We start from the raw sequence: 14657 nt of genomic DNA, 5'->3' as shown, positions 1-14657 counted from the left end.
GCCATAGGTTATTGATCACTCCTGGGTAAAACAATATTTAGTCGCGCTGTTATTCTTTCTGGGACTTGTTTTTCAACAGCTTGTACTGCGCGGTCAATAGCCGCTTTAAAAGCGCCTTCATTCGCTGCACCGTGACTCTTGATGACAATACCTTTTAATCCTAACAGAGTCGCACCGTTATACTGGTCGGGGTTCATGTCCCCAAAACGTTTCATTAAACGTTTTTTTAACCATTTTTTCGCCAGTTGCATAAACCAACTGCTTTTTTTATGTTGATCGCCGGTCGATTTTATCAATGAAAGGATGACGCGTATTACACCTTCCATCGTCTTCAATGAGACATTACCTGCGAAGCCGTCACACACTAACACATCGGTTTTACCTGTCAGTAACTCGTTACCTTCTACATAACCAATGTAGTTAATTGATGTCGTTTCTTTTAATATTGAGGCGGCTTCGCGGATATTATCCAACCCTTTACTCTCTTCTTCGCCAATATTCAGTAACGCAACTCTCGGTTTAGAAATGTTAACCACTTCTTCAGCCATCACGGAACCCATTACGGCAAATTGGACTAGCATTTCACTACTACAATTAACATTAGCGCCTAAATCTAGCACTACTGTTTGACTTTTTTGCTGATTAGGTAGGATTGTCATTAGCGCTGGGCGCTCAATCCCCTCTATAGACTTTAGCATTAATTTCGCTAAGCCCATCAGCGCACCCGTATTTCCCGCACTCACGCACGCTTGTGCCTGCCCTGTCTTCACTAACTCTAAGGCCACTCGCATCGACGTTCCTTTGCTTTGTCTTATCGCGTTTGATGGTTTTGCATCGTTTGCGATAATGCCGTCAGCAGGAATAATTTCGACGCGCGAAATTAGCTCAGCACTTTGTTGTGCAAGCAAGGGTTGAATGGCTTCGGGTTGACCGACAAGCAGTAATTTGAGTGCTGGATTAGATGCCAGTGCCTGCAATGCAGCAGGCACCGTGACGCGGGGACCAACATCCCCGCCCATAGCATCTAACGCGATGGTTAGATTAGCCAAGGTAACAACAAATTACTTGTTGATAACCTTACGGCCACGGTAGTAACCATCTGCAGTCACATGGTGACGCAGGTGAGTTTCACCGGAAGTTTTATCTACAGAAACTAGGGTAGCAGTCAGTGCATCATGTGAACGACGCATACCGCGTTTTGAACGAGTTGGTTTATTCTGTTGTACGGCCATTGACCTTACTCCTTAAGTACTTTTCTTTAAACTGGCTAATACGGCAAATGGGTTTGGTTTTTCTGCCTCGGGAGGCAGTTCACCATACACCATGTCCGCTTCGGACACTTCACAGTGTTCAGAATCATGAACCGGAACCACTGGTAAGGATAGAATTATTTCATCTTCTATCATTCCCAGCAAATCTATTTCACCAAATTCATCAATTTGAATCGGTTCATAGAGCTCCGGTAATGCTTCGGCCTTTTCGTCATTGACGACAGGACTAAAACAATACGATACGTAGACATGATGTTTGAAATCAGTTCTGCAACGTTGGCATTGTAAGGTGACATCCACTTGGGATTTCCCCTCGATGACAGTCAAACGCTGATTATCAATTTTAAATGATAATTCGGTTTCTACATCACTATCTACACTGACTACTGATTCGGCAATTCGTGTAACTTGCTCAGATGTATAACTCCCAACATAGTCGAGGTTTTTCTGAGCTGCACGCTGCGCATCGATAGTCAGGGGTAATTTTACCTTTTGCATAAGGCGCGCATATTAACTTTGTAATGAGCTATAGTCAAAGAAAAAGGCGGGGTAAACTCGCCTTTTCACCAAAAAACCGTAGGTTTTACGTTTTATAGTTTAAAATGAGTTAACCCTTTTGGCTACGAGTTTCGAGAAAAATCATGAAATCGATTATTTTGGCGTCAACTTCAACATACCGACAAGCCCTACTAAAAAAACTGGGATTGCCTTTTTTAGCAGTGGCTCCCAATATTGATGAATCGCCCATATTGAATGAGTCCGCTCAGGCTTTAGTCATGCGTTTATCTCATGAAAAGGCCAACGCACTCTCTGCTCAATACCCTCAGCACCTGGTTATCGGTTCTGACCAAGTCTGTGTAATTGGAAATAAAATTATGGGAAAACCGCATAATTTTGATAATGCCTTTCAGCAGCTTAAATCCGCGTCAGGTAATAAGGTCACTTTTTATACTGGCCTATGTTTACTCGATACTGAAACAGGTAAGTTTAATGTCGAGTGTGAATTGTTTCACGTTCATTTTAGATCACTATCTGACGCCGAAATAACTAATTACTTACTTAAAGATGAGCCTTATCAATGTGCTGGAAGTTTTAAATCAGAGGGATTAGGGATTAGCTTATTTGAACGTTTGGAAGGGCGTGACCCCAATACGTTAGTGGGGCTTCCACTTATTCTATTACTTGAAATGTTACGCCAACACCAAGTTAGTCCATTATTTGATAATTAATCATTTAACTGGCAGGTAATACCTGCCAGTTAATTAAATGACCTACTTTTCTGCTTTACGACTACGTAATATTTTTAGGCAGTGATTCAATTGGTTATCTAATGGAGCTTGCAAACGCATCTCTTCACCCGTTTTAGGGTGTGTAAATTTCAGTGCGCTCGCATGCAAAAATAAGCGGTTTAAACCTGTTCCGGCCAGTTGGCTATCAAATTGCTTGTCACCATAACGGTCATCAAATGCAATAGGATGCCCCGCATAGAGAGTATGCACACGAATCTGATGCGTACGCCCTGTGACAGGGCTCGCTTTTATTAAAGTTGCATTATCAAAACGCTCTTCCACTTTAAAGCGTGTCTCTGATGGCTTCCCTTCGCTGCTAACTTTAACAACACGTTCACCACTTTGTAGAATATTTTTCAGTAAAGGAGCTTGAACAACTTTCATGTGGGACTGCCAATTACCTCTTACGAGTGCTAAATAATCTTTTTGCATTTGTTTTAAACGCAATTGTTCATGTAGTGCGCGAAGTGCAGAACGTTTTTTTGCCACTAACAAAATCCCAGAAGTGTCTCTATCCAAGCGATGGACTAATTCAAGGAAACGCGCTTCGGGTCGCAAAGCCCTCAAGCCTTCGATAACGCCAAAGCTTAAACCACTTCCACCATGAACAGCAGTACCAGATGGTTTATTCAGCACTAAGAGAACGTCATCTTCAAATAAAATGCAATTCGCTAATGCAGCGACCTTATCCAGTTTAGCCGAAACCGTTGCAGTTTCACGCTCAGCAAGCCTAACGGGAGGAACGCGGACTTGGTCCCCTTCGACTAATTTATACTCAGGCTTTATCCGCCCCTTGTTAACACGCACTTCCCCTTTGCGGATAATGCGATAAATCATACTCTTTGGTACACCTTTAAGTTTAGTGAGCAAAAAGTTATCGATACGTTGCCCAGCTTCGTCATCGCTGATGTCAATAAATTGAACTTGATTTTGTGTATTCATTCGGGAATGCGTTAACTCTAATTGATTAAAATATGCTCTTATTCGCTTTCCCTATCATACCGACTCCACAAAATTTTTTATCTTTTTTTTTAATTTGGTTATTTTCTGCATGATTTATCCTATTTCTAAATAAAATTTCCATATAACTTCCGTATCGACTTGCTATAATACCTATGGCAATGGAATAATATGAAGTTGCTAAGATGTTTAAAAAACGAAAGTTAACGTTTTATAGGATTTCTTATTTGATGGCGTAACAGTGCAGCAATGGCGTAAGACATTTAGCAACATCAAATAAATTAGCGAGCAACGAATTTTGGCTTATTGGGTTAGGAACTTCCGTTTTCTTTAATAACTTACGGCATCCTGATTAAGAACGCTGAATTTTTAATCTAAAAATCAGGTTCACCGAATACTGCGCGTCTCTATACGAACGACTGCCGCGAGGCAGACGGTTTTGTAAAAATCACGAGGCCATCGGTTTACAGTAGCTCTTTCTTTCGCTGCTCTTTATTTAAAAGAAAATAATGAGTAAGTAATAACATGAAAAGAATGCTAATAAACGCAACTCAACAGGAAGAGTTGCGTGTTGCCCTTGTTGACGGGCAACGCCTCTATGATTTGGATATTGAAAGTCCCGGTCATGAGCAAAAAAAGGCCAATATTTACAAAGGTAAAATCACTCGTATCGAACCTAGTCTTGAAGCTGCTTTTGTTGACTATGGCGCTGAAAGACACGGTTTCCTTCCTATCAAAGAAATCGCTCGTGAATACTTCCCAAGCAACTATCACTCCCAAGGCCGTCCTAACATTAAAGATGTGTTAAAAGAAGGCCAAGAAGTTATCGTTCAAGTGGATAAAGAAGAGCGTGGCAATAAAGGTGCCGCATTAACCACCTTCATTAGCTTGGCAGGAAGTTACCTCGTTTTAATGCCAAATAACCCACGTGCGGGGGGCATTTCACGTCGTATCGAAGGCGAAGACCGCACTGAGCTAAAAGAAGCGCTGTCCTCTTTACAAATTCCAGACGGCATGGGCTTAATCGTTCGCACCGCGGGTGTGGGTAAATCTGCAGAATCACTGCAACAAGATTTGCTCTACCGTTTACGTCACTGGGAAGCGATTCAAAAAGCCGCTGAAAACCGCCCTGCACCTTTCTTGATCCACCAAGAAAGTAACGTTATTGTTCGTGCATTCCGCGATTATCTACGCCCAGATATCGGTGAGATCCTAATAGATAACCCGAAAGTTGTCGAAATGGCACGCAACCATATCGAAGCTATCGGCCGTGGTGATTTTGCAAGCAAAATCAAACACTACAGTGGCGATGTTCCACTTTTTAGCCACTACCAAATTGAATCACAAATCGAATCTGCGTTCCAACGCGAAGTTCGTTTGCCATCAGGTGGTGCATTAGTTATTGATACCACTGAAGCTCTGACCGCTATCGATATCAACTCTTCACGTTCAACACGTGGTGGCGATATCGAAGAAACTGCGTTCAATACTAACTTAGAAGCGGCTGATGAAATTGCACGTCAATTACGTCTACGTGACCTAGGTGGTTTGATTGTTATCGATTTTATCGATATGACGCCAGTTAGGCATCAACGTGAAGTAGAAAACCGCTTACGTGAAGCTGTACGCCAAGACCGTGCTCGCATTCAAATTGCACGCATCTCTCGTTTTGGTTTATTAGAAATGTCACGTCAGCGCTTGAGCCCATCGTTAGGTGAATCCAGCCATCACGTGTGCCCTCGCTGTTCAGGAACAGGAACCATTCGTGATAACGAATCACTTTCCCTGTCTGTTCTTCGCCTTATCGAAGAAGAGGCACTGAAAGAAAATACTCACGAAGTGCATGCCATTGTTCCTGTACAAATTGCATCTTACCTATTGAATGAAAAGCGTAAAGCCGTTAGTGATATCGAACAACGCCAAAGCCATGTTCGCGTTGTGATTGTCCCTAATGACCAAATGCAAACGCCTCACTTCCATGTGATCCGCATTCGTAAAGGTGAAGAGGTAAATACTTTAAGCTATAACTTAGCTCAATATCACGAAACCGTCACTTTGACACAAAGTGACGAGACTACCGCTGAGCGCAAAATCCCTGAGCAACCTGCAATTTCAGCTTTTGCACTGCAAGAGCCTGTAGACATGTCTACAGTGAAGCCAAAAGAAACTGCAACAAAAGCACCAGTAAAATCAGTGGCAACTGAACCTGCATCCCCAGGTTTGTTCAGTAAAATTGCGGCTTTCTTCAAGAACCTATTTGGTGAAGAAGAAAAAGTGGTTGAGAAACCAGCGCCGAAAAACCGCAATAATAATGACCGCCGCCGTAACAATGATCGTCGCAATAATAATCGCCGTAATAATAATCGTCGTGATCGCGATGAAAATGAAACACGCGATAATCGTGACAACCGTGATAATCGCAATAACCGTAATACGTCATCGGATGATGCGAACACTCGTAATAAAGGCCGTAATAATAAAAATACGAGCCAGCAAGATGAGCAAGCAACTGAGTCTAACAATCGTGACAACCAGCAGCAACGTCGCGAACAACGTGCTGAGCGCCGTCGTCGCCAAGACGAAAAACGTCAACAACAAGTGGCCAAAACTCAGCAAGATGCTCAGCAAAGCCATGTCGAAGATGCGGTGGAAAAGGAAGAAGAACAACGTCCGGTTGCCCCACGTCGTCAACGTCGCCAATTAGAACAAAAAATCCGTGTTACTGATAGCGAGCAAATCATTACTCCTGTTGAAACGGCACCTGAAGTAACCACTGAGCCAGTTGCAGCATTACCTGCACCAACGGTATCTGTGAACCAAACTGAAGGTGAAGTACAAACTGAAGAGCGTCAAGAAGCCGTGGCTCAAGTTGATGGTGAAGAAAAACAAGACACCATCATTCCACGCCGTTCTCGTCGTTCACCTCGTCACTTGCGTGTCAGTGGTCAACGTCGTCGTCGCTACCGTGATGAGCGCCATTTAACTAAATCACCAATGCCATTAATCGCTGCCGTTGCCTCACCAGAGCTTGCGTCTGGCAAAGTATTTATTCATTACCCGATTGCTCAGCCTCAACAAGAAAGCATGGCAATCATCACCAATGAAGAAATGCTTGAACAACAAAGTGTTAATGAAGCTTCTGTAGCTGAAACCTCAAATGTTACCGCGTCACAAAGCCACGTAATTGTCTCTCCAGTCGTGGCTGAAGAGGTTAAACACGAGGTACAAGACACCACTACAGAAACGGTTAATGTAGAAGAAACCCCATTAGCTAACGAAGCAACGGTTGTTGAACACATTGTCGAACCAACTCCAGTTGTTGTTGAAGAGAAAACTGATGTTTCGCAAGAAGTTGAAACCATCGAAGCTGTAAAAGAGACTGTAGAAATAGTGGCTGAAGTTATTGAGCCACAGGTTGAAATAGCTCAAACAGAAGTGGTTGAAAGCGTTTCTATTGCGGACGAACAAACAACGCCTGTTATTGTGAATGAAGTCGTTGAAGAAGCGCAACGTCCACAAGTTTCTGTCACGGCATCAGCCGAGGTAGTCAGTGTCGAGGAAGTTATCGAACCTGTTGCCGTAGCTGAACCAGCAACGGTAGCAAGCAGCCCAGCGGTCAGCTTACATAAACGTCATGCTTATTCTCCAATGACAAAAGCACCAGCACCTGCAAGTGCTGCTGCACCATTTGAGATCACTGAATATCAGCGTGAAGCCTCAACCTTTGAAGGGAAAGGCGGCGCAGGTGGTCATGTTGCTTCAAACGTCGCAACCTCTGCAATGGCAAAACCATCTAGTCACTAAAACTTAATAGTTTTAAAACACAGAAGCCTTGATAAGAAACTATCAAGGCTTTTTTATTACAATACATTTCATGAATAATAAATTTTTTAATTAAAAAAAACTCATCATCTCGCCAGTTTTTTACATTGAGCTCTCAACGAATTTGTGTTTGTATTGCTGTGTTTATACACAGTTATTTTATAAAGAAAAGGGAAATATATGTTAAAAGTCATTGCGGAAGATTTTATTCAAAGCGAAGCGATTGAGATTGTTATGCCGCTATACCGTGAATTGGTCGCTGCAACTAAACAAGAACCATTGTGTATCAGTTATGACCTTTACGTTGACCAAAAAGATCCTGGGCACTTTATTTTTATCGAGGAGTGGCCGAATCAAGAAGCGCTCGATATTCACTGTGCCAGCGAACATTTCAAACGCCTAGTTCCTCTAATCAACAGCTATAAGCGTTCGGACCCTATTATCAAACTGATGAATGGTGCTTTTGAATAAGCACATTAGCTAAACGTACCCCCAAGCATATAACTAGAACCCATACACAACACTACAGGCCGAATTCTGATATCGACAAAAAAACCTACATAATCCTCTAAATAGTTCGGTCTGTCGCTAGGCGGCAAGCTAAACGAGGCCCTAGGAGCATACATAAGTATGTGACTAGGGCGAGTGTGCGACGCCAACAACGCGACGGGCCGAAATATGACGAGGATTTTTAGAACCAAGGAGCTTGGATCATAACCGCTCCATAAAACAAGGCACGACCCGCTAATTCACCGCTAAATATGGCTAACATTACTAAGGCAATTAAAATCGCCGATGGCGGTTTCGTATATCCTTTCATCGCCACAATGCAAGGCAATAGCATACTCATCACAACTTGCCACCACAGCAAATAGCTTCCACCTTGGCTTGCAGGTAATTGCAGGCGAATGATTTGCGCGATTAATACCAATGCAACGCCTATAAGCACACCGACTTTAATTGACGATGGTAATGGCTTTCCTTGCCCAATAACAAATAAGGCCACTAGACTAAAACCAAGGACAATTGCACTGCCTATAAATGCGATTTGTGTTGCCGGAGTATGCCATAATGGGTGAGCGACCATTTGATAATAGACTTGTGCCGTGACAAGTATAGCGGCTAATCCACCAATCCCACTTACCCAGCCTAATATCGTGTTGCGCATGTTTACTGTGGGTTGCAACCAGCAAGATAGAGCCCATAACGTGACAACGCCATTTAATAATACAAATGTCACGGCCTCGCGGCTTAACCATGAATGGCTTAACCCCAAAACGGAACGGTATGCTTCAAGAGGCACACCTAAATGCCCCATTGACATCGATGAGCCAATAACTTCAATCAACCATATCAATAGCACTGCTCGACGCAATACAGGCCCTGATAATAGGGACTCTTGGCTGGCTTTCATTTGGTAAATAGTTAATGCGAGAACTGCCCCGATCCCCCACTGGCTCATCACTGTAAAAAATACCAGAGGGAGTTCCATATGTTTAATATCCATGATTAGTCCTCCATCCCAATAATCACAATATTTGGATTACTAATTGTGTGATCGGGCATATTATAGCGCTGCTCCAGTACCGCCCAATTTGTCATGTGCTTTTTACGTAGCTCGGTAATATCACCAAACTCAATAGCGCCCGTCGGGCAAGACTCCACACACCTTGGTAGTAGCCCTTCATCTAACCGTTCTGCGCACATATTACACTTGCTCGTTTTCCCTTCGGCAGGATCAAAAACAGGAGCATGATATGGGCAAGCCATGATACACATCTGGCAACCGATACATTTTTCATGGTCTTGAACGACTATGCCATCCGCCCGTTTGGTATAGGTGTCAGCAGGGCAGACTTTCAAACATTGAGGGTCATCACAATGATTACAAGACATCGTAATAAATGCTTGGGCATTCGGTGAGTCATCATTAAATTCGCGAACTCGACGCCACAAAACCCCTGGTGGGGTGACATTTTCGGATTTACAGGCCATTGAACAAGTACGGCAACCATAGCAATCTTTTGTATTTATCAAAAAACCATATTGCTTAACCATGATTACGCCTCCCTTCTGACATCAACTAACGTACTATTACAGCAGTGCCCTGTTCCCAAATGTTCAACTTGGTCATTCGTGACATGACTGCTGCTTCCCCCCTGCTGCTCCCACCAGCCGTTATCTAGTGAAATCACGCCTTTTTTAATATGCGTTGTCACAACAGCAATGGCTCTGTGCTCTCCTCGGTCATTAAAGGTGATTGCCCATTCCCCATTCTGAATACCTCTAGATTTAGCATCTTCTGGGTGAATTAAAACATTCGGCTGGTTTCGTTGTACTTCCAGAATCCATTCATTCATTCCATGACTTGAATGCACACTACGCGCTAACTTGCGCTGAACCGCCATTAATGGATACTTTTTGGCTAATTCAGGTGAACCTTTAACAGACTCAGTCACTTGGTAGTAAGCGACGACAGGTGAGAAATTTTTCTTTTGCCAATCTTCAACAAACAAGTGCGCTTTTTTAGTCGATGTTCTAAAAATACCGTCTTTGAAAGGAATCCAGTCTCCTTCTACGGGACGTACTGGGCCTTTTTCTAACATTTGACGAGTGATGCCTGAACCGACTAAACAGGCATCAATGTAATGTTCTATTGGCTTATTGAATACATCTCCAAAGCCGAAACGCTCTGCTAACCGGGCGAAAATCCAATAATCGGGTTTTGCTTCACCAACAGGTTCAACGGCTTGTTCCATTAATTGAACATATTGGCTACGTACCCCCGCCATCAAACTTGTATCTTCAAAAATCGTTGTAACAGGTAGGACTAAATCTGCATATAACGCTGTTGAGCTCATGAGATTATCAGCCACCACTACAAATGGAACTTTCTTCAGAGCCTCCCTAACCTTGTTAGTATTCGGTAATTGGGTCATAACCCCCATTGTCATAATCCACCAAAAATTAATCGGATGCGGCTTTTTATTGACGATAAAATCACCAACTTTCGCCACCGGAATAGGTGGAATATTTTTCACATTCGGAGCAGGAGGAACGATTGGACTAAAGTTAGCCATTTGCCGAGCTCCACCGGCATCACAAACCCCCGCCCCTCGTTTACCGATATTGCCAGTGAGTAATGCAAGGTAGAATTGACTTCCTGCAACATAAGCACCGTGCTCAGTTCGCTGTGCTCCTGACATATTTTGCACAATCATTGAAGGTGTTATTGATGAGTAATCCCGAGCAAGACGTACGATAGTTTCCGCTGGAACATCGGTTTCTTCACTGACTCGAGCAACATCCCATGCTTTGGCTTGTTGATAAATTTGCTCAAAAACCGTGGTATACCCCAAATCTTCAGGAAGCTCCTGTTGGAATAGTGCCGGTTTAATACCCGATGAATCATGACGAACTAATTTTTTGCTTAATATGTCGAAAACTAAATAACTGTCCTTATCGTCATTATTTTGCCTAACTTGTTTCTGATTGGTGTCAACTAAATAAACAGCCCCTGTATGTGTTCTAAGGAAGTTTTCGTCTATTCGGTTTTCTTCAATAATGATTTTGATCATTCCCAATGCCAAAGCCGTATCCGTCCCTGGAATAATCGGGACCCACTCGTCTGCTTTTGCCGCGGTTTCACTATAGCGCGGGTCAATAACCACTAGTCGAGCACCATTTCTTCTCGCTTGGTTATAATTTTTAAAATAGGCTTGCATGGTAACAGCAGGGTTATTTCCCCAACACAAGATATAGCGGCTGTCGGCTATCGTATCTCGGGTATCTGCATACCTTAAACCTAGCATTGGGATCATCGCTGCTGTTACCGCTGAACAACACAATGAACCCGCCTGTTTCGTTGCTCCGCCTAAATAATCAAAAAAGGCTTTTCCCATATCATTCTTGATAGAGTCCATATTCCCTGCATGCGTGGAAATAAATAACCCTTCATTACCATATTTATCAATGGTTTCTCTGATATTTTTTTCGATAAGATCCAGCGCTTCATCCCAGCTTATCGGTTTGAATTCCGCTTTACCTTTTTCGCCGACTCGCAGTAATGGGGTTTTGATGCGTTGTTCATGATAGACCCATTTAGTCCGGCTCATACCTCGCAAGCAACATTTGACATTAAACCCTTCAGTCGCCTGTATTTTCATCAGCTTACCTTGATAGGTATATGCAGTTAGGTTGCAATGTAAACACTCCATTGCACAAGTTGACCGAAATGTTTTGTAGTCCGACAATTTTAGTCGCACTTTAGGTAAAGGGTGATTGCTGTTTTCTTGTGTATAAGAACAGGGAGCAATACTCGCCAACCCCACAACACCAAGCCCTTTAAGCAGAGTTCGGCGTTTCAAACGTAGTGAATTTATAGTTTTCATTATAGTAAACCTCGACATTGCTTTTTAAAGTTCACTATATATATACCCCATTCACCAAAAGTGAACTTGAGTAGCATCAATAATTCTATCTATTTATAGGTAATAACGTACTACCGCTTTCGGATTATTTGTTTGTCACGTCGGGTCGTTAGCAGCACAAGGCAACTCATGGTAAAATACCCAAACTTGTTAAATTTAGGTGGTTTATGTATGTCTACTCTGCAAGGTGTTAATTCTGTTGATATAGCCGTAAGCATTTTAAATTATATTGCTCAGAATGGAGGTATTGCGCGCGCAGCGGATATTTCAAAAGGCTGTGAGATATCAAAAAGTCGGCTACATAAATATCTTGTTTCACTATGCCGTACACAAATGCTGTATCAAGACATTCAAACTAGCCGTTATGGCTTAGGCCGAAATTTAACCTTCTTAGCCAATTTTGTTAAACCTGAAGACTCTTATATCGACACTATTAATAATGCTTTGATTCAATTTCGTGATGAACAAAATGTCTCAACAGGTGTTGCCACCCGCTTAGGGAAAGCACTTTCTTTGGTTAAATATAATCGTAGCTTTAAAAATATTGAAATTGACTTTTTACCTAACACGCCATTGCCTGTCGTAAAAAGTGCGGCAGGGCTGGTTTATTCAGCATTTGATGGCCAATTTGGCTCTAATTCCTATTCACAAGACGAAATTAATAAAGTGACCCAACAAGGTTATGCTATCCGTTACCAACCAACAGAAGGTATTCCCGGAGCGCAATCTATTGCTTGTCCTGTATTTAATGGCGAAGGTCAGCTTGTTGCTGCCGCAGTGACGATGGGATTTATTGCAGAAAATGAAATGGAAAGATTAGCAACTGCATTAATCAAACAAGTTAATAAACTAAATTTATAACAACAAACCTTCATGATAATAACTCAAAAACAATAAAGCCGAGATTATCTCGGCTTTATAAGTTGATTATTTTACATCGATGCGAGGCAATTCACCCATTTCTTTGAGTTTTTTAGATATTTCACGGCGCTCTTTGGAAAGCTCAGCGTTCTTGATAATATAATCATCAACACGATCATCATAATCGCTACGCATGTTCGCAATAATTGCCTGAATATCCTCAATCGACATGCCTGGTTTTATATATTCACTCAAGTTATCCAGTAGCAAAACACGCTTCTGGTTATCACGAATTTTTTTCTCATTGTCGGTGATTTCACGACGAATTTTATTTTTGCGACGAAACATACGCACAAATTCCAGAACATTTTGGAAAGACGGCTTGTTAGCGTTGTCCATGTTTAAAACCCTCTAGTCAATATTCAAAACGCATTATCTATTAACACAATACATTCTAATCCTATCGTGTTACAAGCCCGTTTCGCATATTTATCAAATTATTCCACTGAAACTTGATTTCACTTTATACTTTAACGACCAAATTATCAGAGTGATCTTTATCAAACTTATTTCTCTGATCTTTACTTCCGATTTCTTGATTACCTGTCCCGTCACCTCTGAGACAAAATGCAGATAATATTGTCGTAATAATCACAAATCCCCCCATGACGAGATAAGTATGAGCAAAACCAATTTGATCGTATCCCCAGCCAGCTAATGGCGATAAAATACTTGCAACTACAGAGCTCATGCAGCTAAAGCCAACCAAATAAAGTGTCGATGACAAACGTTTATCAAAATGAAGGCTGTTATATTTAAAAATCGCGACTAAAAGAATCGGGAGTTCAACGGCATGCAGTAATTTCATTATCGATATCATAATTGCACCATCAACTAAGCCTGAACCAATAATGCGTAACGCCATCACTGAACTCGCAAATAATAACCCATTTTTAGCACCTATCCGATTGACGATAAATGGTGCTAAAAACATCCCCCCTGCTTCCAAGAAAACCTGCAATGAGTTTAGATAACCGTACATCTCATTACCTAATTGTTCATTCTGAAATTGATGAGCAAAATACACCATAAATTGCTGGTCATATACACTGTATATACAGGTTCCTAATACAAATAATATTAAAGCCCAAAATTGAGGTTGTACAAACAATTGTAGAGCGTCTTTCACGGTTATCGTAGAAGGTTTGCCATGTTCAAGGCTATTATAAGCATCCGTATTTGCCGTTTTTAATTTCAATAGAATAACTAAAAATAATAGGCCTGAAACAGTTGCCATAATAAAATTGTAATCAGGGTTCACGTTAATGTTACGCCCGGCAAAAAAGGTAGCTGTCGCCCAACCCAATGAGCCCCACATCCTCGCTTTACCATATTCAAAATTACGTAATCGGCTGACCCTCTCTGTATAAGACTCAAGCACCCCAATCCCTGCGTGAAAGGTCATACCAATAAATAAGCCACCAATTGCACTGCCTAAAAATACATTCCATTTTAGCAACGTCCCAAAAACCATAAAAAATGGCCCTGATGCAATCAGTAATACTGCAATAAATAATAGTAAATTTTTTCGTAACCCTAATTTATCCTGCATGAATCCATAAAGTGGTTGCGCGCAAAGCGCCACAATCGAAATACAAGAAAAAATAACCCCAGTATCTGCGCCATCTAAACCAACATATTTACGCAGCCAGATTGCAACGACAGAAAATGTTGATGACCAGGTGAAAAAGAAAAAAAACAATAATGCACTCAAAGAGGCATAATACTTTCTTGAACCACGATTCATATTTCATCACCTAACAAAAATTATCCTGATGAAATGTTAAGGTTAACATTAATTACAAACCACAAAATCACCTATTAATTGTGATGTTAATCACCAATGTTAACGTTAACAATTAATATATGTGACGGTTATCACAATACTTATAACTTAAGATAACGACCTCCTGCTGGGTAAAATATTCTATCGAGTTATCAAATTAAACTACTATCAATCGCGC

13 protein-coding genes are annotated in these 14657 nt (G+C 41.7%); 4 read left to right on the top strand and 9 right to left on the bottom strand.

What is annotated here, in order from left to right; all coding sequences use genetic code 11:
* Positions 1-8: 8 nt before the first annotated feature.
* Genes plsX through yceD form a run of 3 tightly spaced genes read right to left on the bottom strand, consistent with a single transcriptional unit; the run spans position 9 to position 1769 of the window.
* The gene (plsX, locus tag FVA72_RS09510) at positions 9-1049 is read right to left on the bottom strand and encodes a phosphate acyltransferase PlsX (RefSeq protein WP_110591838.1); all 1041 of its coding nucleotides are present in this window, start codon (positions 1047-1049) and stop codon (positions 9-11) included.
* 12 nt (positions 1050-1061) lie between these two features.
* Positions 1062-1232, bottom strand: a complete 171-nt coding sequence (gene rpmF, locus FVA72_RS09505; protein WP_004253223.1) for a 50S ribosomal protein L32 — start codon at positions 1230-1232, stop codon at positions 1062-1064.
* 12 nt (positions 1233-1244) lie between these two features.
* Positions 1245-1769: a 23S rRNA accumulation protein YceD gene (gene yceD, locus FVA72_RS09500; RefSeq protein ID WP_004253206.1), complete on the bottom strand. Its 525-nt coding sequence runs from the start codon at positions 1767-1769 to the stop codon at positions 1245-1247.
* Between the two features lie 143 nt (positions 1770-1912).
* On the opposite strand from yceD, the gene FVA72_RS09495 reads away from it, so the two are divergent.
* Positions 1913-2500, top strand: a complete 588-nt coding sequence (locus FVA72_RS09495; protein WP_110591839.1) for a Maf family protein — start codon at positions 1913-1915, stop codon at positions 2498-2500.
* 42 nt (positions 2501-2542) lie between these two features.
* Here the strand turns inward: FVA72_RS09495 and rluC are convergent, their stop codons facing one another.
* Positions 2543-3502: a 23S rRNA pseudouridine(955/2504/2580) synthase RluC gene (gene rluC / locus FVA72_RS09490; RefSeq protein ID WP_110591840.1), complete on the bottom strand. Its 960-nt coding sequence runs from the start codon at positions 3500-3502 to the stop codon at positions 2543-2545.
* A gap of 543 nt (positions 3503-4045) precedes the next feature.
* Here rluC and rne point away from each other — a divergent pair.
* Together rne and FVA72_RS09480 are read left to right on the top strand one after the other, a co-directional pair.
* On the top strand, positions 4046-7324 hold the full coding sequence (gene rne, locus FVA72_RS09485; RefSeq protein ID WP_110591841.1) for a ribonuclease E: 3279 nt from the start codon (positions 4046-4048) through the stop codon (positions 7322-7324).
* 198 nt (positions 7325-7522) lie between these two features.
* The gene (locus tag FVA72_RS09480; RefSeq protein ID WP_004253191.1) at positions 7523-7813 is read left to right on the top strand and encodes a putative quinol monooxygenase; all 291 of its coding nucleotides are present in this window, start codon (positions 7523-7525) and stop codon (positions 7811-7813) included.
* Positions 7814-8033: 220 nt separating this feature from the next.
* On the opposite strand, the gene FVA72_RS09475 is transcribed toward FVA72_RS09480, so the two are convergent.
* Genes FVA72_RS09475 through FVA72_RS09465 form a run of 3 tightly spaced genes read right to left on the bottom strand, consistent with a single transcriptional unit; the run spans position 8034 to position 11733 of the window.
* Positions 8034-8849 carry a dimethyl sulfoxide reductase anchor subunit family protein gene (locus tag FVA72_RS09475; protein WP_110591842.1) on the bottom strand — a complete coding sequence of 272 codons (816 nt, stop codon included), beginning with the start codon at positions 8847-8849 and terminating at the stop codon, positions 8034-8036.
* A 2-nt stretch (positions 8850-8851) separates the two neighbouring features.
* A complete protein-coding gene (locus tag FVA72_RS09470; protein ID WP_165119705.1) occupies positions 8852-9400 on the bottom strand; it encodes a 4Fe-4S dicluster domain-containing protein in 549 nt (182 codons plus the stop codon).
* A gap of 2 nt (positions 9401-9402) precedes the next feature.
* Complete coding sequence (locus tag FVA72_RS09465) at positions 9403-11733, bottom strand: molybdopterin-containing oxidoreductase family protein (protein WP_110591843.1); 2331 nt, start codon at positions 11731-11733, stop codon at positions 9403-9405.
* Positions 11734-11943: 210 nt separating this feature from the next.
* Between FVA72_RS09465 and FVA72_RS09460 the strand changes: the two genes are divergently transcribed.
* Positions 11944-12633: a helix-turn-helix domain-containing protein gene (locus FVA72_RS09460; RefSeq protein WP_036958098.1), complete on the top strand. Its 690-nt coding sequence runs from the start codon at positions 11944-11946 to the stop codon at positions 12631-12633.
* A 66-nt stretch (positions 12634-12699) separates the two neighbouring features.
* Here FVA72_RS09460 and tmaR read toward each other — a convergent pair whose 3' ends face one another.
* Both tmaR and FVA72_RS09450 read right to left on the bottom strand, forming a co-directional pair.
* Positions 12700-13032, bottom strand: a complete 333-nt coding sequence (gene tmaR / locus FVA72_RS09455; RefSeq protein WP_004253179.1) for a PTS system regulator TmaR — start codon at positions 13030-13032, stop codon at positions 12700-12702.
* A gap of 124 nt (positions 13033-13156) precedes the next feature.
* A complete protein-coding gene (locus FVA72_RS09450; protein ID WP_004253175.1) occupies positions 13157-14440 on the bottom strand; it encodes an MFS transporter in 1284 nt (427 codons plus the stop codon).
* Positions 14441-14657: the final 217 nt, after the last annotated feature.

Source organism: Providencia sp. PROV061, assembly GCF_011045655.1.
Taxonomy (GTDB): domain Bacteria; phylum Pseudomonadota; class Gammaproteobacteria; order Enterobacterales; family Enterobacteriaceae; genus Providencia; species Providencia hangzhouensis.
This window is presented reverse-complemented; position numbering and strand designations above follow the sequence as displayed.

What these genes read in the sequence shown, in the direction of transcription:
- rne (WP_110591841.1), top strand. Translation starts at nt 4,046, where the DNA reads ATGAAAAGAATGCTAATAAACGCAACTCAACAGGAAGAGTTGCGTGTT.
- FVA72_RS09460 (WP_036958098.1), top strand. Translation starts at nt 11,944, where the DNA reads ATGTCTACTCTGCAAGGTGTTAATTCTGTTGATATAGCCGTAAGCATT.
- tmaR (WP_004253179.1), bottom strand. Translation starts at nt 13,032, where the DNA reads ATGGACAACGCTAACAAGCCGTCTTTCCAAAATGTTCTGGAATTTGTG.
- rluC (WP_110591840.1), bottom strand. Translation starts at nt 3,502, where the DNA reads ATGAATACACAAAATCAAGTTCAATTTATTGACATCAGCGATGACGAA.
- rpmF (WP_004253223.1), bottom strand. Translation starts at nt 1,232, where the DNA reads ATGGCCGTACAACAGAATAAACCAACTCGTTCAAAACGCGGTATGCGT.
- FVA72_RS09495 (WP_110591839.1), top strand. Translation starts at nt 1,913, where the DNA reads ATGAAATCGATTATTTTGGCGTCAACTTCAACATACCGACAAGCCCTA.
- FVA72_RS09450 (WP_004253175.1), bottom strand. Translation starts at nt 14,440, where the DNA reads ATGAATCGTGGTTCAAGAAAGTATTATGCCTCTTTGAGTGCATTATTG.
- FVA72_RS09470 (WP_165119705.1), bottom strand. Translation starts at nt 9,400, where the DNA reads ATGGTTAAGCAATATGGTTTTTTGATAAATACAAAAGATTGCTATGGT.
- FVA72_RS09475 (WP_110591842.1), bottom strand. Translation starts at nt 8,849, where the DNA reads ATGGATATTAAACATATGGAACTCCCTCTGGTATTTTTTACAGTGATG.
- FVA72_RS09465 (WP_110591843.1), bottom strand. Translation starts at nt 11,733, where the DNA reads ATGAAAACTATAAATTCACTACGTTTGAAACGCCGAACTCTGCTTAAA.
- yceD (WP_004253206.1), bottom strand. Translation starts at nt 1,769, where the DNA reads ATGCAAAAGGTAAAATTACCCCTGACTATCGATGCGCAGCGTGCAGCT.
- FVA72_RS09480 (WP_004253191.1), top strand. Translation starts at nt 7,523, where the DNA reads ATGTTAAAAGTCATTGCGGAAGATTTTATTCAAAGCGAAGCGATTGAG.